The organism is Streptomyces sp. Isolate_45 (assembly GCF_024721315.2).
Taxonomy (GTDB): domain Bacteria; phylum Actinomycetota; class Actinomycetes; order Streptomycetales; family Streptomycetaceae; genus Streptomyces.
Genome location: NZ_JANFAK020000146.1, coordinates 1 through 19,400 on the forward strand (window position 1 = coordinate 1; position 19,400 = coordinate 19,400).

Here is a 19,400-nt window from a genome sequence, read left to right on the forward strand (position 1 = left end):
AAGGCCGCCACGACCGCCGACGCCGCGTCCTCGTCACCGGCGATGACCACCGACCCCGGACCGTTGACCGCCGCGACGCTCACCCGATCGGTCAACAGCGGCAGGACCTCGTCCTCCGACGCCTGCACCGCGACCATCACACCACCCGAAGGCAGCGCCTGCATCAACCGCCCACGAGCCGCCACCAACACGCACGCGTCGTCCAGCGACAACACCCCCGCCACGTGCGCGGCAACGATCTCACCGATCGAATGACCGGACACGAAGTCCGGCCGCACACCCCACGATTCGAGCAGCCGGAACAACGCCACCTCGACGGCGAACAACGCCGGCTGCGTGTACCCGGTCCGATCCAAGAGTTCCGCGTCGGTCCCGAACAGGACTTCCTTCAGCGGGACTTCCAGCAGTGTGTCCGTGTGGGCGCAGACGGTGTCCAGCGCGTCGGCGAACACCGGGAAGGTTTCGTAGAGTTCGCGCCCCATCCCGATCCGCTGGCTGCCCTGCCCGGTGAACAGGAAGGCCACCTTCTGTTCCGCGCTCGCCACGCCCCGGGTCAGCTCGGCGACGGAGTCGCCGGCCGCCAGTGCCGTCAGCGCCCCGCGGTAGTCGTCTCCGGCTCCCGCGACGATGACGGCGCGGTGGTCGAGCAGAGCCCGCCCCGCCGTGAGCGAGTGGCCGACGTCCACCGGCCGTGCCTCGTCGTGTCCGGCGAGGTGCCCAAGGAGTCGGGCGGCCTGGTCGCGCAGAGCCGCTTGCGTACGGCCCGACAGGATCCACGGCCAGGCGCCGGAGGTGTCCGTTTCCACCGTCTCGGGTACTTCGGGGACCTCGGGTGCCTGCTCCAGGATGGTGTGGGCGTTCGTGCCGCTCACACCGAACGAGGAGACGCCGGCCCGGCGCGGACGCCCGGTCTCCGGCCACGCGCGCTGCTCGGTGAGGATCTCGACGTCGCCCGCCGTCCAGTCGACGTGCGGGGTGGGCCCGTCCACGTGCAGGGTCCGCGGCAGCGTCCCGTGCCGCATCGCCATGACCATCTTGATGACACCGGCCACACCGGCGGCGGCCTGCGTGTGTCCGATGTTGGACTTGATCGAGCCGAGCAGCAGCGGTTGCCCCTCGGGCCGGTCCTGCCCGTACGTGGCGAGCAGCGCCTGCGCCTCGATCGGGTCGCCCAGCTTCGTGCCGGTGCCGTGGGCCTCGACTGCGTCCACGTCGGCGGCCGACAGACCCGCACCGGCCAGCGCCGCACGGATCACCCGCTGCTGCGAGGGCCCGTTCGGAGCGGTCAGACCGTTGCTCGCACCGTCCTGGTTGACGGCCGAACCACGCACCACCGCCAACACCGGATGCCCGTTGCGGCGAGCGTCCGACAGCCGCTCCACGAGCAGCATGCCGACCCCCTCGCCCCAGCCCGTACCGTCCGCACCCGCCGCGAACGCCTTGATCCGACCGTCCGCGGCGAGCCCGCCCTGACGGGCGAACTCGACGAACGCACCCGGCGTCGACATGACCGTCACGCCACCGGCCAGTGCGATGGAGCATTCGCCGCTACGCAGCGCCTGCACGGCGAGGTGCAGGGCGACGAGCGATGCCGAGCAGGCGGTGTCGACGGTGACGGCGGGGCCTTCGAGGCCGAAGACGTAGGAGAGTCGGCCGGAGACGACGCTCGCGGAGTTCCCGGTGCTCATGAAACCGTCGCCGCCGTCGGCGGAGTTCAGCACGAGCGAGAGGTAGTCCTGGCCGTTGGTCCCGACGAACACACCCGCCTGGCTGCCGCGCAGGGACGACGGGTCGATGCCGGCCCGCTCGAACGCCTCCCACGAGGTTTCCAGCAGCAGCCGCTGCTGCGGGTCCATGGCGAGGGCCTCGCGCGGCGAGATGCCGAAGAAGCCGGGGTCGAACTGCGCCACGTCGTAGAGGAATCCGCCTTCACGGGCGTACGGGGTGTCCTGCTCGGACCGGGGTCCGAAGAGTTCCTCCGCGTCCCAGCCGCGGTCGGCCGGGAACTCGCCTATGGCGTCGCCTCCGGCCGCCAGCAGCTGCCACAGGTCCTCGGGGGTGCGCACCCCGCCGGGGAAGCGGCAGCTCATCGCGACGATCGCGATCGGATCGTCATCGGCCGCCCCGGCCGTCGCCGCGAAGGGGGTCACCGCGGCTTCGGTGCCGAGGAGTTCGCCGCGCAGGTGGTCCGCCAGGTCGGCGGAGGTCGGGTAGTCGTAGATCAGCGTGGCGGGGAGTCGCAGTCCGGTGGTGGCTCCCAGCCTGTTGCGGAGCTCGACGGCGGTCAGCGAGTCGAAACCGAGTTCCTTGAACGCCCTTCCCGCGCCCACGCTTTCCGCGCCGGCGTGGCCGAGGACCGCGGCGACCTCCTTGCGGACGAGGTCCAGTAGCAGCCGGTCCCGCTCGGCGACGGGGAGTCCCGCCAGCCGTGACACGAGGGAGTGCCGATCGTCGCCCGCCCGGTCGGCGGATCCTGCGTCGGCCCCGCGCGCGGAGAGCGCGTGGCGGGCCTCGGGGAGTTCGGCGAGGAGATTGCCGGCGCGCGCGGCGGTGAAGCCGGCCGCGAACCGGTCCCAGTCCACGTCCACGACGGTGACGACGGTGTCGTTCGCGTCGAGGGCTCGGTGGAGGGCGTCGATGGCCGATCCGACCGCCATGGGCGGTACGCCGCCCTTGCGCATGCGGGCGTCCATGGCACCGTCGGCCGCCATGCCGCCTTCGGCCCACGGGCCCCAGGCGATCGACGTGGCGGCCAGACCGTCGGCGCGACGCTGCTCGGCCAGGGCATCCAAGTATGCGTTCGCGGCGGCGTAGTTGGCCTGGCCTGCCGTGCCCCACGTGCCCGTGACGGACGAGAACAGCACGAACGCGGACAGTTCGATGCCCAGCTCGACTGTCAGCTCGTGCAGGTTGAGGGCCGACGCCGCCTTGGCCCGCAGCACGCTCTCGAACCGCTCCGGCGTCAGCGCATCCAACACCCCGTCATCGAGGATTCCGGCGGTGTGCACGACCGCGGTCAGCGTGTCCGCCTCGGCGGCCAGGAGGGCGCGCAGCGCATCCCGGTCGGCGGCGTCGCACGCCACCACCGAAACCTCCACGCCCGTCCCCGACAGCTCGGCCACCAACTCGGCGGCGCCAGGGGCATCCGTACCCCGGCGGCTGGTCAGCACCAGACGCCCGGCACCCGCCCCGGCCAGCCACCGAGCGACCCGACCGCCCAGGGCACCCGTACCGCCGGTCACCAGGACCGTCCCGGACGGCGTCCAGGTCGGGTCTCCCTGAACGGCGGCAGCGCGCACCAGACGGCGTCCGAAGACCCCGGAGGAACGGACCGCGAGCTGGTCCTCACCAGCAGCACCACCGGCCAGGACACCCACCAGCCGGCTCATCGCCCGCTCGTCCCACACCTCGGGAAGGTCGACCAGACCACCCCAACGCTCGGGCGCCTCCAGGGCCGCGACCCGGCCCAGACCCCACACCTGCGCCTGAACCGCCGCGACGAGCCGGTCCGAACGGCCTACGCTCACCGCACCACGGGTCAGGCACCACAACGGCGCCCCCACCTTGGCATCGCCGAGCGCCTGCACCAGGGCGGCAGTCGTGACGACACCGGCGGACCCGTCCCAGGCGAGCAGCGACACCACGCCGGCCACGGCCCCCGCGTCGGACAACAACCCGGCCAGAGCCTCCCGACCGGAACCGGACCGCACCACCACACGCCGGACCTCGGCCCCGCGCCCGACCAGCGCACCCACCACGGCCGTGTCGTCCACGCCCTCGGACGGAACCACCACCAGCCAGGACCCGGACAGGGTTCCACCCGAACCGGCATCCGTCAGCGGCTTCCATGTGACCCGATAGCGCCATCCGTCGATCTCCGAACGCGTACCGGCCCCGCCGCGTCGCACCAGCGCCGCTTCCGGCCAGTACCGGGTGCGCTGGAAGGCGTACGTCGGCAGGTCGACGCGTACGGCGCCGGTCCCGTAGACCGCCCGCCAGTCGACGGAGATCCCACGGACGTGGCTGCCGGCCAGGGCGGCCAACACCGTTTCCGCCTCGGATCGTCCCTTGCGGATGACCGGCGCGAACACTGCGCCGGGTTCGGCAAGGCATTCCTGTCCGAGGGCGGACAGGACGCCGTCGGGCCCGAGCTCGACGTAGGTCGTGACGCCCGCACGCTCCAGGGCCCGCATGCCGTCGAGGAAGCGGACGGCCTCGCGGACGTGCCGGACCCAGAAGTCCGCCGAACCCATCTCGCCATCGGCGACCAGGGCACCGGTCAGGTTCGACACGACCGGAATGCGCGGGGCGGCGAACTCCAGCCCCTCCACCACCTGACGGAAGTCCTCGAGCATGCCGTCCATGTGCGGCGAGTGGAAGGCGTGGCTCACTGTGAGCCGCTTGCTCTTCCTGTCACCAAGGAACTCCACGACCGCGACGGCGGCGTCCTCGTCACCGGCGATCACGATCGCTTGCGGACCGTTGACCGCCGCGATGCTCACCCGGTCGGTCAGCAGCGGCAGGACCTCGGCCTCCGACGCCTGAACAGCGATCATCACGCCACCGCCCGGCAGCGCCTGCATCAGGCGACCACGCGCGGCCACCAACGCGCACGCGTCGTCCAGGGACAGCACCCCCGCCACGTGCGCGGCAACGATCTCACCGATCGAGTGCCCGGATACGAAGTCCGGCCGCACACCCCACGATTCGAGGAGCCGGAACAGCGCCACCTCGACCGCGAACAACGCCGGCTGCGTGAACCGCGTCTCATCCAGCGCATCCGCATCGGCCCCGAACAGCACCTCCTGCAGGGGACGTTCGAGATCGAGTCGGGCGCAGACGGCATCCAGTGCTTGGGCGAACACGGGGAAGGCGTCGTACAGCTCGCGCCCCATGTCCAGCCGCTGACTGCCCTGCCCGGTGAACAGGAAGGCAAGCTTCCCGCCGACCGGCGAGCCCGTCACCACTCCCGCAGCCGATTCTCCGTCCGCCAACGCCGCGAGGCCGGCCAGCAGGCCTTCACGGTCCGTGGCGACCACGGCCGCCCGCTCGTCGAACGCCGACCGGCCTGTCGCCAGGGTCCTGCCGAGGTCGGTCAGCGACAGCTCGGGGTCCGCGAGGAGCCGGGTCCGCAGGTTGTCGGCCTGGGATCGGAGTCCCGTCACGTTCTTCGCCGAGATCATCAGCGGCAGCGGCAGCCCCGTTCGCAGCGGCGGGACGCTCGGATCCAGGGATTCGGCGTCGTCCGTGCCAGGTGCCGGCTGCGGCGCCTGCTCGATGATCGTGTGGGCGTTGGTACCGCTGAAGCCGAACGAGGAGATGCCGGCCCGGCGCGGACGCCCGGTCGCCGGCCATGCGCGCTGCCCGGTCAGCAGCTCGATGTCGCCCGCCCGCCAGTCGACCTGCGGGGAGGGTTCGTCGATGTGGAGGCTCTCGGGGAGCACACCCTCCTGCATGGCCATCACCATCTTGATGACGCCTGCCACACCTGCGGCGGCCTGGGTGTGGCCGATGTTGGACTTGATCGAGCCGAGCAGCAACGGCTGCCCCTCGGGTCGGTCCTGGCCGTACGTGGCCAGGAGCGCCTGCGCCTCGATCGGGTCTCCGAGGGTCGTACCGGTGCCGTGGGCCTCGACGGCGTCAACGTCGGCGGCCGACAGACCGGCACTCGCCAACGCCTGCCGGATCACCCGCTGCTGCGAAGGTCCGTTCGGCGCCGTCAGACCGTTGCTCGCACCGTCCTGGTTGACGGCCGAACCACGCACCACCGCGAGCACCGGATGCCCGTTGCGGCGGGCGTCCGACAGCCGCTCCACGAGCAGCATGCCGACACCCTCGCCCCAGCCCGTACCGTCCGCGCCCGCCGCGAACGCCTTGATCCGACCGTCGGCCGCGAGTCCGCGCTGACGGCTGAACTCGATGAACGTGCCGGGTGTGGACATCACGGTGACTCCGCCGGCCAGGGCCAGGTCGCACTCGCCCTGCCGCAGCGCCTGGATCGCCCAGTGCAGCGCGACCAGCGACGAGGAGCAGGCCGTGTCGACGGTGACCGCCGGGCCTTCGAGGCCGAACACGTAGGACAGCCGGCCGGAGACGACGCTCGCGGCGTTGCCCGTGCCCAAATGGCCTTCCAGCCCGGCCGGTTCCTCCAGCAGGACGGAGAGGTAGTCCTGGCCGTTGGTCCCGACGAACACACCCGCCTGGCTGCCGCGCAGCGTCTCGGGGTCGATGCCGGCGCGCTCGAACGCCTCCCACGAGGTTTCCAGCAGCAGGCGCTGCTGCGGGTCCATGGCGAGGGCCTCGCGCGGCGAGATCCCGAAGAAGTCGGCGTCGAAGTCGGCGACGTCGTAGAGGAATCCGCCCTCGCGGGCGTACGAGGTGCCCTGCGAGCTCGGATCGGCGTCGTAGAGGGCGTCGAGGTCCCAGCCGCGGTCCAGGGGGAGGTCCGAGATCGCGTCGGTGCCGGACGCCAGCAGCTGCCAGAGGTCTTCCGGTGTGCGGACGCCGCCGGGGAAGCGGCAGCTCATCGCGACGATCGCGATCGGGTCGTCGTCGACGGCCTTGGCCGTCGGGACGGCCGCCTCGACCTGGTTTCCGAGGAGTTCGGAACCCAGGTGTGCGGCGAGCGCGGCCGGGGTCGGGTAGTCGTAGACGAGCGTCGCCGACAGCCGCAGTTCGGTGGCGGAGCCGAGCCGGTTGCGGAGTTCGACCGCGGTGAGCGAGTCGAAGCCGATCTCGCGGAAGGCCCGTCCCGCCTCGACGTCCTGTACCCCGGCGTGGCCGAGGACCTCGGCCACCTGTGCGCGCACGAGGTCGAGGAGGAAGGCCTCCCGGTCGCCGGCGGGCAGGCGCCGAAGTTGCTCGGCGAGCGAGGAACCCGCCCGCTCGGTGGAGTCGCCCGTCCGCTCCGCGCCACGGGTGACCGCTTCGGCGTCGGGCAGGTCGGCGAGCAGCTTGCCGACGCGCACGGCCGTGAACCCGGGCGCGAACCGAGTCCAGTCGAAGTCGACGATCGTCAGCGCCGCCTCGTCCGAGCCGACGGCCTGACGGAGGGCGGTGATCGCGAGGTCGGCGTTCATGGGCGGTACGCCGCCGCGGCGCATCCGGGCCTCAAGGGCCTCGTCGGCGGCCATGCCACTGTCGGCCCACGGACCCCAAGCGATTGACGTCGCGACCAGACCGGCCGCGCGGCGCTGCTCGGCCAACGCGTCGAGATAGGCGTTCGCGGCGGCGTAATTGCCCTGACCTGCCGCACCGACGGTCCCGCTCACCGAGGAGAACAGCACGAACGCCGAGAGTTCGATGCCGAGCTCGACGGTCAAGTCATGCAGGTTGAGCGCGGAGACCGCCTTGGCCCGCAGCACGCTCTCGAACCGCTCAGGCGTCAGCGCATCCAACACCCCGTCGTCCAGGATTCCGGCGGTGTGCACGACCGCAGTCAGCGTGTCCGACTCGGCGGCCAGCAACGGACGCAGCGCATCCCGGTCGGCGGCGTCACACGCCACCACCGAAACCTCCACACCCAGCCCCGACAGCTCGGCCACCAAGTCGGCGGCGCCAGGGGCATCCGCGCCCCGACGGCTGGTCAGCACCAGCCGCGAAGCACCCGCCCCGGCCAACCACCGCGCGATCCGACCGCCCAGTGCACCCGTACCACCGGTCACCAGGACCGTCCCGGACGGCGCCCAGGAGCCCATGGTCTCGGCAGCCGCGCGGACCAGACGGCGTCCGAAGACACCGGAGGAACGGACCGCGACCTGGTCCTCACCAGCAGCACCACCGGCCAGGACACCCACAAGCCGGCTCATCGCCCGCTCGTCCCACACCTCGGGAAGGTCCACCAGACCACCCCAACGCTCCGGAACCTCCAGAGCGGCCACCCGACCCAGACCCCACACCTGCGCCTGAACCGCCGAGACCAGGACATCGGAACGGCCGACACTGACGGCGCCCCGCGTCAGGCACCACAGGGGCGCCTCAATCCCGGCATCACCCAACGCCTGCACGAGAACGGCCGTGTCCACCACACCCGCGTCCTCGCCCAGGGCGAGCAGCGACACCACCCCGGCCACGGACCCGACGTCCGACAGCAGATCGGCCCAAGCAGCCCGGTCCGCGCCGGACTCGACCACGACCCGGCGCACCTCGGCACCGCGCCCGGCGAGCGCACCCACCACAGCCTCATCACCGGACCCGGCGCCGGAAACCACAACCAGCCAAGTACCCGACAGCCGAGCACCGGCACCCGCACCGGCCTCCGTCAACGGCTTCCAGGACACCCGGTAGCGCCAGCCGTCGACCGCCGACTGCTCCTGTCCCTGTCGGCGCCAGGCCGACAGGGCGGGAACGAGGTCGCTGATGCGTGCGTCGTCCGCCATGTCCAGTTCGGATGCCAGCGAGGTGAGGTCGCCGCGCTCCACCGCGTCCCAGAACCGGGCGTCCACCGCATCGACGGCCGGCGCGGAGGCGACGGTGCCGTTCCAGAGGATGGTCTCGGGCCAGTAGCGCTGCCGCTGGAAGGCGTACGTCGGCAGCTCCACGCGCCGGGCGCCCGTACCGGCGAAGTAGGAGGACCAGTCGACCTCCACACCCCGCACGTGTGCCTGGGCGACGGCGGTGACGAGCGTCTCCGCTTCTCCCCGGTCCGCACGCAGAACGGGGACGAAGGCGGTGTTCGCGTCGCCCGTCAGGCAGTCCTGTGCGAGCGCGGACAGCACGCCGTCCGGGCCCAGTTCCAGGAACGTCGTCGCACCCGCCGCTTCCAGGGCGCGGACGCCGTCGAGGAAGCGGACGGCGTCGCGGACGTGCCGGACCCAGAAGTCCGCCGTACCCATCTCACCCTCGGTGACCAGGGCGCCGGTCAGGTTCGACACGATCGGGATGCGCGGAACCTCGAAGGAGAGCCCTTCCACCACCCGGCGGAAGTCGTCCAGCATGGCATCCATGTGCGGCGAGTGGAACGCATGGCTCACGGTGAGGCGCTTGCTCTTCCGACCGCCGAGGGATTCGACGACCGCAACCGCGGCGTCCTCGTCACCCGCGATCACGACCGACCGCGGACCGTTGACGGCGGCGATGCTCACCCGGTCCGTCAGCAACGGCAGGACCTCGTCCTCCGCCGCCTGAACCGCGATCATCACGCCACCCGCCGGCAGCGCCTGCATCAACCGGCCACGCGCCGCCACCAGAGCGCACGCGTCCTCCAGCGACAACACACCCGCCACATGCGCGGCGGCGATCTCACCGATCGAATGACCGGACAGGAAGTCCGGCCGCACACCCCACGACTCGACGAGCCGGAACAACGCCACCTCGACCGCGAACAACGCCGGCTGCGTGAACCGCGTCTCGTCCAGCAGACCGGCATCCGACCCGAACAGCACGCCCCTGAGCGGCAGTTCCAGCACCGCATCCAGGTACTCGCACACCGCGTCGAGCGCAGCCTTGAACGCCGGGAAGGCGTCGTACAGTTCGCGTCCCATCCCGAGCCGCTGGCTGCCCTGGCCGGTGAACAGGAAAGCGAGTCCGCCGCTCGACGCCACGCCCTGTACGAGACCCGGTACCGGTTCTCCCGCGGCCAGGGCGGTCAGGCGGCCGAGGAGGGCGTCGCCGTCCGACGGCGGGGCGAGCACGACCGCGCGGTGCTCCAGGGCGGCGCGGTGGGTGGCGAGGGTGTGGCCGAGGTCGAGTGCGCCGCGGGCTCCCGTGGCGGCCACCGCGTCGGCCGCGGCGGGGCGCAGCCGCTCCGCCTGGGCGTGGAGGGCGGCCGCGGTGCGGCCGGAGACGAGCCACGGCAGCACCGGGAGGCCGGGCGTGGTCGGTGTCTCCGGCGCGGGGTCGTCGGCGTGTTGCGGGGCCTGCTCGATGACGGCGTGGGCGTTGGTGCCGCTGTAGCCGAACGAGGAGATGCCGGCCCGGCGCGGGCGGCCCGTCTCGGGCCATGCGCGCTGCTCGGTCAGCAGCTCGATGTCACCAGCCGTCCAGTCGACGTAGGGGGTCGGCTCGTCGATGTGGAGGGTTTGGGGCAGCACGCCGTGCCGCATCGCCATGACCATCTTGATGACGCCTGCGGCGCCGGCGACGGCCTGGGTGTGGCCGATGTTCGACTTCACGGAGCCGAGCAGCAGCGGTCGGTCGGCCGGTCGGTCCTGGCCGTAGGTGGCGAGGAGGGCCTGGGCCTCGATCGGGTCGCCGAGGCGGGTTCCGGTGCCGTGGGCCTCGACGGCGTCGATGTCGGTGGTGGTCAGGCCGGCGTCGGCGAGGGCCTCGCGGATGACGCGCTGCTGCGAGGGCCCGTTGGGGGCGGTGAGGCCGTTGGAGGCACCGTCCTGGTTGACGGCGGTGCCGCGGACGACGGCGAGTACCTGGTGGCCGTTGCGGCGGGCGTCGGAGAGCCGTTCCAGGAGGAGCAGGCCGACGCCCTCGGACCAGATGGTGCCGTCGGCGGCCGCGGCGAACGCCTTGATGCGGCCGTTCTCCGCCAGGCCTCGCTGGCGGCTGAACTCGGTGAACGCGCCGGGCGTGGACATGATGGTCACGGCGCCCGCGAGTGCCATCGCGCACTCGCCGCTGCGCAGGGCCTGCGCGGCGAGGTGCAGGGTGACGAGCGACGAGGAGCAGGCCGTGTCGACGGTGACGGCCGGGCCCTCCAGGCCGAAGGTGTAGGAGATGCGGCCGGAGACGACGCTGGCCGCGTTGCCGGTGCCGAGGTGTCCTTCGAGGCCGTCGCCGTCGTTCAGCCACAGCTGGAGGTAGTCCTGGGCGTTGGATCCGATGAACACGCCGGTGCGGCTGCCGCGCAGCGTGGTCGGGTCGATGCCGGCGCGCTCGAACGTCTCCCAGGTGGTCTCCAGCAGCAGGCGCTGCTGCGGGTCCATGGCGAGGGCCTCGCGCGGGGAGATCCCGAAGAAGGCGGCGTCGAAGGCGGCGGCCTCGTGGAGGAATCCGCCCTCGCGGACGTAGCTGGTGCCTTCGCGGTCGGGGTCGTCGCTGTAGAGGGTGTCGAGGTCCCAGCCGCGGTCGGCGGGGAAGGCGGTGATGCCGTCGCGGCCCTCGGCGAGCATCCGCCACAGGTCCTCGGGAGAGTTGATGCCGCCGGGGAAGCGACAGTTCATGGCGACGACGGCGATCGGGTCGTCGTCCTCGGCCGCGGTGGCGGCGGCCGTCCTTCGTGTGGTGGGGCCGGTCGCGCCGGTGCTCGCGTCGTCCGCGAGGTCGCCGATGATCTCCTGGCGGAGGTACTGGGCGAGGGCGGTGGCCGTCGGGTAGTCGAAGACGAGGGTGGCGGGCAGGCGGCGGCCGGTGGCCTCGCCGAGGAGGTTGCGCAGTTCGACCGCGGTGAGCGAGTCGAAGCCGAGTTCCTTGAACGACCGGCCCGGCTCCACGGAGGCGGCGCCCGGGTAACCCAGTGCCGAGGCGACCTGCTTGCGCACGAGGTCGAGGAGCGTACGGTCCTGCTCGGCGGCCTGGAGGCCGGCCAGGCTCGCCCGCAGGCCGGAGGCACCCGCCGCGGCGGCCGTGGCGCCGGCGGAGCGGCGTACGGGGACCCGTACGAGTCCGCGCAGCAGCGGGGACAGGGCCCCTGCGCGGGCCTGCGTGCGCAGGCCGGGCAGGTCGACGCGCATCAGGACCGGTACGGGTTCGTCGATGCGGTGGGCGAGGTCGAAGAGGTCGAGGCCCTCCGCCGTGGTGAGCGGGGGCAGTCCGCCGCGGGTCATGCGGCCGACGTCGGCGTCGGTCAGGCTGCCGGCCATGCCCGACCCGTCAGCCCACAGGGACCAGGCGAGGGAGGTGGCGGGCAGGCCGAGGGAGCGGCGGTGCCGGGCGAGCGCGTCGAGGAAGACGTTGGCGGCCGCGTAGTTGCCCTGGCCGGCGCCGCCGAGGATGCCGCCGATGGACGAGAACAGCAGGAAGGCGGACAGGTCGAGGTCGCGGGTCAGTTCGTGGAGGTTGCAGGCCGCGTCGGCCTTGGGTCGCAGTACGGCCGACAGGCGTTCGGGCGTGAGGGAGGTGATGATGCCGTCGTCGAGGACGCCGGCGGTGTGGACGACCGCGCCGAGCGGATGCTCGGCGGGTATCGCGTCCAGTACGGCGGCGAGGGCGTCCCGGTCGGCGACGTCGCAGGCCGCCCAGGTCACCGATGCTCCGGCGGTGGCGAGTTCGGTGGTGAGCTGCTGCGCTTCGGGGGTGGATCCGCCGCGGCGGCCGACGAGCAGCAGGTGCCGTACGCCGTGCCCGGCGACGAGTCGGCGGGCGATCAGTCCGCCGAGGAGCCCGCCGGCGCCGGTGATCAGTACGGTCGATTCCGGCGCGTACTCGACGCCCGTCGTGGCCGGCGGTTCCGCGTCGGCTTCCGGGGTGTCGCGGGCCACCCGGGTGAAGCGCGGTACGAGGACGGTTCCGGCGCGCAGGGCGAGCCGGGGTTCGCCCGCGGTGAGGGCGGTGGCGAGGGCGGCGGGCAGGGCGTGAGCGGAGTCCTCGGTTCCGTCGGTGTCGAGCAGCAGGATCCGGTCGGGGTGTTCGGCCTGCGCGGAGGACAGCAGGCCCCGGACGGCCGCGTGGACGGGGTCGGTGACCGTGGCGTTTCCGGCGTCGACGTCGCCGGCCGCGACGGTGCCGCGGGTGAGGACGACGAGGCGGGTGGTGGCGAACCGGTCGCCGGCGAAGGGCTCGGCGTCGAGCCAGGTTCGGGCTAGGTCGAGGGCGTGGTGCGCGGCCCGGTGCACGGCCGCGGCGGAGAACTCCGGCACGGTGGTGCGGGGGCCTTCGGCGTACGGGCCTTCGGCGTGCGCGCTCCCGGTGTCGGAGCCGTCGGCGTCCCGGCTGTCGGTGGCCGCCTGCCCGTAGGCGGTGAACACGGCGTCGGGGACGGGTGCTCCGGCGTCGACGGCGGCCGCCAGTTCGGCCAGGTCCGCGTGGACGGTGATCGTGGCGGCGGCCGCGCCGGCGCCGAGGAGGGCGGCGGGGACCGCGGCGCCCAGGACGGCCCAACGGCCGGCGGTCGGGGCGGGGGCGGCGGGCAGCGGTGTCCACTCCGTGCGGAACACGGACTCGTGGTGGGCGGTGGCCGCCGCCCGGACCTGCTGGGCCGACACGGCCCGCAGGACGAGCGAGTCGACGGTCGCGACGGGCGTGCCCGTCGCGCCGGCGATCTCCAGGCGGATGCCGCCGCCCCGGCCCGTCGGGGTGAGGCGCACGCGCAGTGCGTCGGCGCCGTTGGCGTGGAGGGTCACACCGCTCCAGGCGAACGGGAGGCGGCCCTCGCCCTCGGTTCCGCCGAGGACTCCGAGGCCCAGCGTGTGGAGCGCGGCGTCGAGGAGGGCGGGGTGCAGGCCGAAGTCCCCGGCCGTGGTGGCGGTTTCCTCGGGCAGGGTGACCTCGGCGTAGACGCTGTCACCCTGTTGCCAGGCGGCGGTGAGGCCGCGGAACACGGGCCCGTAGCCCATGCCGACCTCGGCGAGGTCGGCGTAGAGGCTTTCCGTGGGGAGGGGCTCGGCACCGGCGGGGGGCCACGGTCCAGCCGCGAACGGTGTCGGGGCCGCCGCGAGGGCGGCGGGCGCCAGTGCGCCGCCGGCGTGCCGCGTCCAGGGCTCGTCGGGTGCGCTGTCCTTCGGGCGGGAGGAGAGGCTGAGGGAGCGGCGTCCGCTTCCGTCGGCGTCGGGCGCGCTGACGTGCATCTGGAGCTGTACGCCGCCGCGTTCGGGCAGGACGAGCGGTGCTTCGAGGGTGAGTTCCTCGACGGTTGCGCAGCCGACCTGGTCGCCGGCCCAGATCGCCAGGTCGACGAAGGCGGTGCCGGGGAGCAGGACGCTGCCCATCACGGCGTGGTCGACGAGCCAGGGGTGGGTGGTCGACGAGAGCATCGCGGTGAAGACGAGGCCACCGGAGTCGGCGAGGGCGACCGTCGCGCCGAGCAGCGGGTGCGCGGCGCCTTCCAGTCCGGCCGCGCCGAGGTCACCGATCGGGCTGCCGGGCTCGATCCAGTAGCGCTGCCGCTGGAAGGGGTAGGTGGGCAGGTCGTCGACGCGTCCGGCACCGGTGTCGGAGAAGAAGGTCTGCCAGTCGACCCGGGCGCCGTGGACGTGGGCCCGTGCGAGGGCGGTCACCAGCGTCTCGGCCTCGGGACGGCCCTTGCGCAGGACGGGTGCGAAGACGGTGTCCTGGGTGGCGGAGTCCTGGGTGAGGCAGTCCTGGGCGAGGGCGGAGAGGACGCCGTCGGGGCCGAGTTCGAGGTACGTCGTGACCCCGGTGGCCTCCAGGGTCCGGACGCCGTCGAGGAAGCGGACGGCGTCGCGGACGTGCCGGACCCAGAAGTCGGCCGTACCCATCTCACCCTCGGTGACGAGGGCGCCGGTCAGGTTGGAGACGATCGGAATGCGCGGGGCGGCGAAGGACAGGCCCTCCACGACCCGGCGGAAGTCGTCCAGCATGCCGTCCATGTGCGGCGAGTGGAACGCGTGACTGACGGTGAGGCGCTTGCTCTTGCGACCGGCGAGGGACTCCACCACCGCGACGGCGGCGTCCTCGTCACCGGCGATCACGATCGACCGCGGACCGTTGACGGCGGCGACGCTCACCCGCTCGGTCAGCAGCGGCAGGACCTCGTCCTCGGACGCCTGGACGGCGATCATGACTCCGCCGGTCGGCAGCGCCTGCATCAGCCGGCCACGCGCCGCGACCAGAGCGCACGCGTCGTCCAGGGACAGCACCCCCGCCACGTGCGCGGCGGCGATCTCACCGATCGAGTGCCCGGATACGAAGTCCGGCCGCACACCCCACGATTCGAGGAGCCGGAACAGCGCCACCTCGACCGCGAACAACGCCGGCTGCGTGAACCGCGTCTCGTCCAGCAGACCCGCATCGGATCCGAACAACACGTCCTTCAGCGGCAGTTCAGGACCCATGGTCTCGCACACGGCATCCAGCGCGCCCGCGAACACCGGGTAGGCGTCGTACAGTTCGCGCCCCATCCCCAGCCGCTGGCTGCCCTGCCCGGTGAACAGGAAGGCGAGTTTCCCACCGGTCGGGGAGCCCGACACCACTCCTGCCGCCGGGGTGTCCTCGGCCAGTGCCGCGAGGCCGGCGAGCAGGCCGTCGCGGTCGCCCGCGACCACCACCGCGCGGTCCTCGAACACCGCCCGGCCGACGGCCAGCGAACGGGCGATGTCCACGGGGCTCGACCCGGGGTGTTCCGCGGCGTGCGCGAGCAGACGCCCGGCCTGTGCGCGCAGGGCGCCGCGGCCCTTCGCGGAGAGCAACCACGGTACGACCGGGGCAGCCGCGGGCGCCGGGGTTCCGGCCCCGTCCTCGGGGGTCCGGTCGGCCTCCGGGGCCTGCTCGATGATCGTGTGCACGTTGGTGCCGCTGACGCCGAAGGCGGAGACGCCGACCCGGTACGGGCGACCGGTAAGCGGCCAGGGCTGCTGCTCCGTGAGCAGCGAGACCGCGCCCGCGGACCAGTCGACGTGCGAGGTCGGCTCGTCGACGTGGAGGGTGCGGGGCAGCACGCCGTGCCGCATCGCCATGACCATCTTGATGACGCCGGCGATACCGGCGACGTTCTGGGTGTGGCCGAGGTTGGACTTCAGGGAGCCCAGCCACAGCGGCCGGTCCGCCGGGCGGTCCTGCCCGTAGGTCGCCAGGAGGGCCTGGGCCTCGATCGGGTCGCCCAGGGTGGTTCCCGTGCCGTGCGCCTCCACGGCGTCGATGTCACCGGGGGTGAGGCGGGCGCTTTCGAGGGCCTGACGGATGACGCGCTGCTGCGCGGGGCCGTTCGGGGCGGTCAGGCCGTTGGACGCGCCGTCCTGGTTGACGGCCGAGCCCCGGACGACGGCCAGGACGCGGTGGCCGTTGCGGCGGGCGTCGGAGAGGCGTTCCACCAGCAGGACGCCGACGCCCTCCGACCAGCCGGTGCCGTCCGCCGCCTCGGCGAAGGACTTGCAGCGGCCGTCGGGAGACAGCCCGCGCTGGCGGCTGAACTCGACGAAGACCTCCGGCCCGGCGAGGACGGTGACGCCGGCGGCGAGCGCCAGCGAGCACTCCCCCTGGCGCAGCGCCTGGACGGCCATGTGCAGGGCGACGGAGGACGACGAGCAGGCCGTGTCGACGGTGGCGGCGGGGCCCTCCAGCCCGAAGACGTAGGCGAGGCGGCCGGAGACCACGCTGGAGGCGGTACCGGTGAGGAGGTGCCCCTCGACGCCGTCGGGCAGTTCGCCCGAGCCGGCGCCGTAGGCGTTGGCGGACGCGCCGACGAACACCCCGGCGCGGCTGCCGCGCAGGGTCGCCGGGTCGATGCCGGCCCGTTCGAAGGCCTCCCACGAGGTTTCCAGCAGCAGGCGCTGCTGCGGGTCCATGGCGAGGGCCTCGCGGGGGGAGATCCCGAAGAAGGAGGCGTCGAAGTCGGGTGCCTCGTGGAGGAACCCGCCGTGGCGGGCGTACGTGGTGCCGGCGTGGTCGGGGTCGGGGTCGTACAGCGACTCGATGTCCCAGCCGCGGTCGGTGGGGAAGCCGGAGATGGCGTCGCCGCCGCTCTCGACGAGCTTCCACAGGTCCTCGGGGGATCCGATCCCGCCGGGGAAGCGGCAGCTCATGCCGACGATCGCGATGGGTTCGCGGGAAGCGTCGGTGAGCTCCTGGTTCCGGCGGCGCAGCCGCTCGGTTTCCTTGAGGGAGGCCCGCAGCGCTTCAACGACTTTTTCGTTCGGGGTGGTCATCACTTACTCCGCACTTCGGGCAGGTCAGAAGTTGCTGTTGCTGGTGGTGTCGCCGGTGGGGCCGTCGTCGTCGGGCCCTCCACCGTCGAGGGCGAGGTCGAGGAGGTCCTGGAGGTCCATCGTGTCGATGGACCCCGCGGCGTCGGCGGCCTCCGGACCCGGGCCGGAGGCCGTGGGGTCGGGGGCGGCGAGCCTGAGGAGGGTGTCCAGGAGTCCCGCTTCGCGGATCCGGCCGATCGGGATGCCGGCCAGGGTGCGGCGCAGTTCCGCGTCCTGTGGGTCGCTGTCCAGGTCCGTGACGAACGGAACGCCCGTGGCGCCGCTGCCGCCGGGGAAGAGGGTGTGCAGCAGGTGGCGGGTGAGGGCCTGCGGGTTGGGATGGTCGAAGACCAGGGTGGAGGGCAGTCGCAGGCCGCAGGCGGCGCCCAGGCCGTTGCGCAGTTCGACCGCGGTGAGCGAGTCGAAGCCCAGGTCCTTGAAGGCCCGGTCCGGTGCGACGGCGTCCGCCGAGGGGTGGCCGAGTGCCGCGGCCGCGTGCTCGCGCACGAGGTCGAGGAGGGCCGCGTCCCGGTCGTCGCCGGACAGGTCGGTGAGCCTTCGCAGTACGGCCGCGGCGGCGTCGGCCGCCGTGGTGCCGGTGTCGGTGGCGGCGCCGCCGCCGGGTGCGTCGCCGCGCAGTGCGTCGCGTACCTCGGGCAGGTCGCCGATGAGGGGGCGGGGGCGCGCCGCGGCGAACACGGGGGCGAACCGTGCCCAGTCGACGTCGGCGACGGTGACGGTCGCGTCCCGGCCGGCCAGGGCGCGTTCCAGGGCCGTGAGGTTCGTGCCGGGGGCGACGGGCGGCAGCCCGCGCCGGGTGAGCTGTTCCTCCGCGTCGCCCTCGGCGGCCATGCCGCCGTCCGCCCACGGTCCCCAGGCGACCGCCGTGGCGGCGAGCCCGCGGGCGGCGCGGCGCTCGGCGAGCGCGTCGAGGAAGGTGTTGGCGGCGGCGTACGCCGACTGTCCGCCGCTGCCCCACGTACCGGCGATGGACGAGAAGAGGACGAACGCGTCGAGGGAGTCCGGCGCGTCGAACAGGGCGTCGAGGTGGACGGCGCCCGCGGTCTTGGCGGTGACGACCCGGGCGAAGCCGGGCAGGTCGGTGCCGGTGCCGGGCGGCTGGGAGATGCCGGCCGCGTGCACGACGGCGCGTACGGGAGTTCCGTCGGCCTCCAGGCCCGCGACGAGTGCCCTCAGGGCTTCCAGGTCGGTGACGTCGCAGGCGGCCAGGGTGACGGCCGCACCGAGCGCTTCGAGTTCCGACCGGACCTCGCAGGCGCCGGGTGCGTCGGCTCCGGCCCGGCTGACGAGCACGAGGTGCCGCGCGCCGCGTTCGGCGAGGCGTCGGGCCACGTGGCGGCCGAGGGCGCCCGTGCCGCCCGTGATGAGTACGGTGCCGTGCGGCGTCCAGCGGGCGGCGGTCGTGTCCGTCGGGACGCCGGCGCGTACGAGGCGTCGTACGAACGGGCCGGCGGCGCGGAGGGCGAGCTGGTCCTCGTCCCCGGCGGCGGTGAGGACGGCGGGCAGGCGGGTCAGTACGCGCTCGTCGCACACCTCGGGGAGGTCGAGGAGTCCGCCCCAGCGGTCGGGGTGCTCCAGCGCGAACACCCGGCCCAGCCCCCAGACCTGGGCCTGGCCGGCGCCGCCGAGGGCGTCGCCGGGGACGGCGGCGACGGCGTCCCGGGTGACGCACCACAGGGGGGCGTCGGCGCATCCGGTGTGCCGTGCCTCCGGGCCGGAGGTGAACTCCTCCGAGGTGAGTACGGAGGCCAGGGCGGCGGTGAGGGCGAGCCCGACGGGTACCCCGGGGTGTTCGGGGTGCGGCCGCTCGTCCAGTGCCAGGAGCGACAGGACGCCGGTGACCGGTCCGGCAACCAGGTCGGCGGCGGCTTCGCGGAGCCGCTCGTCGAGGTGGGCGCGCAGGACCGCCGGGTCGCCGTGGGCGACGTCGAGCGGGAGCGGCAGGATCGTGGCGCCGCCACCGTACAGGCGGTCGGTCAGGGTGCGGACCCACGGGTCCGCCGCCTGCGGAGCGGGTACGGCGACGAGCCATGTACCGGCGGCCGCCGGGCCCCTGTCCGGGCCCTGGCCGGCCCACGGCTGCCAGGTGACGCGGTAGAGGAGCGAGTCGGCCTCCGCCTGCGCCTGCCGGTCCCGCCGCCAGGCGGACAGGGCGGGCAGTACGGAGCTGAACGGCCGGTCGCCGTCGACGTCGAACTCGTCGGCGAGCGCGGTCAGGTCGGCCCGCTCGATGACGTCCCAGAACCGGGCGTCGGCCCCGTTCCCGGCGGCGGACCCGGCCTGCGCCACCGCACCGGCGGGCTCGGCGGCGGGCTCGGGCCAGTGGCGTCGGGACTGGAAGGGGTAGGTGGGCAGGTCGACGCGCCGGGCGTGGTTCCCGGTGGCGGCGAAGTAGGCCCGCCAGTCGAGGGCGATGCCCCGGGTGTGGGCGTGCGCGAGGGCTGCGGTGACGGTCCCGGCTTCGCCGCCGGGCCGGCCGGCGCGCAGGACGGGCACGAAGGCGACGTCCACGGCCTCGGTGAGGCAGTCCTGGGCGAGGGCGGAGAGGATGCCGTCGGGACCGAGTTCGAGGTAGGTGGTCACGCCGGCGGCTTCCAGGGTGCGGACGCCGTCGAGGAAACGCACGGC

2 protein-coding genes are annotated in these 19,400 nt (G+C 73.4%); both read right to left on the reverse strand.

What is annotated here, in order from left to right:
- The coding region (locus NOD94_RS32465; RefSeq protein ID WP_281209762.1) for a type I polyketide synthase at positions 1-16,712 on the reverse strand (16,712 nt) is incomplete at its 3' end.
- Between the two features lie 24 nt (positions 16,713-16,736).
- A partial coding sequence (locus tag NOD94_RS32470; protein WP_281209763.1) for an SDR family NAD(P)-dependent oxidoreductase occupies positions 16,737-19,400 on the reverse strand: 2,664 nt, incomplete at its 5' end.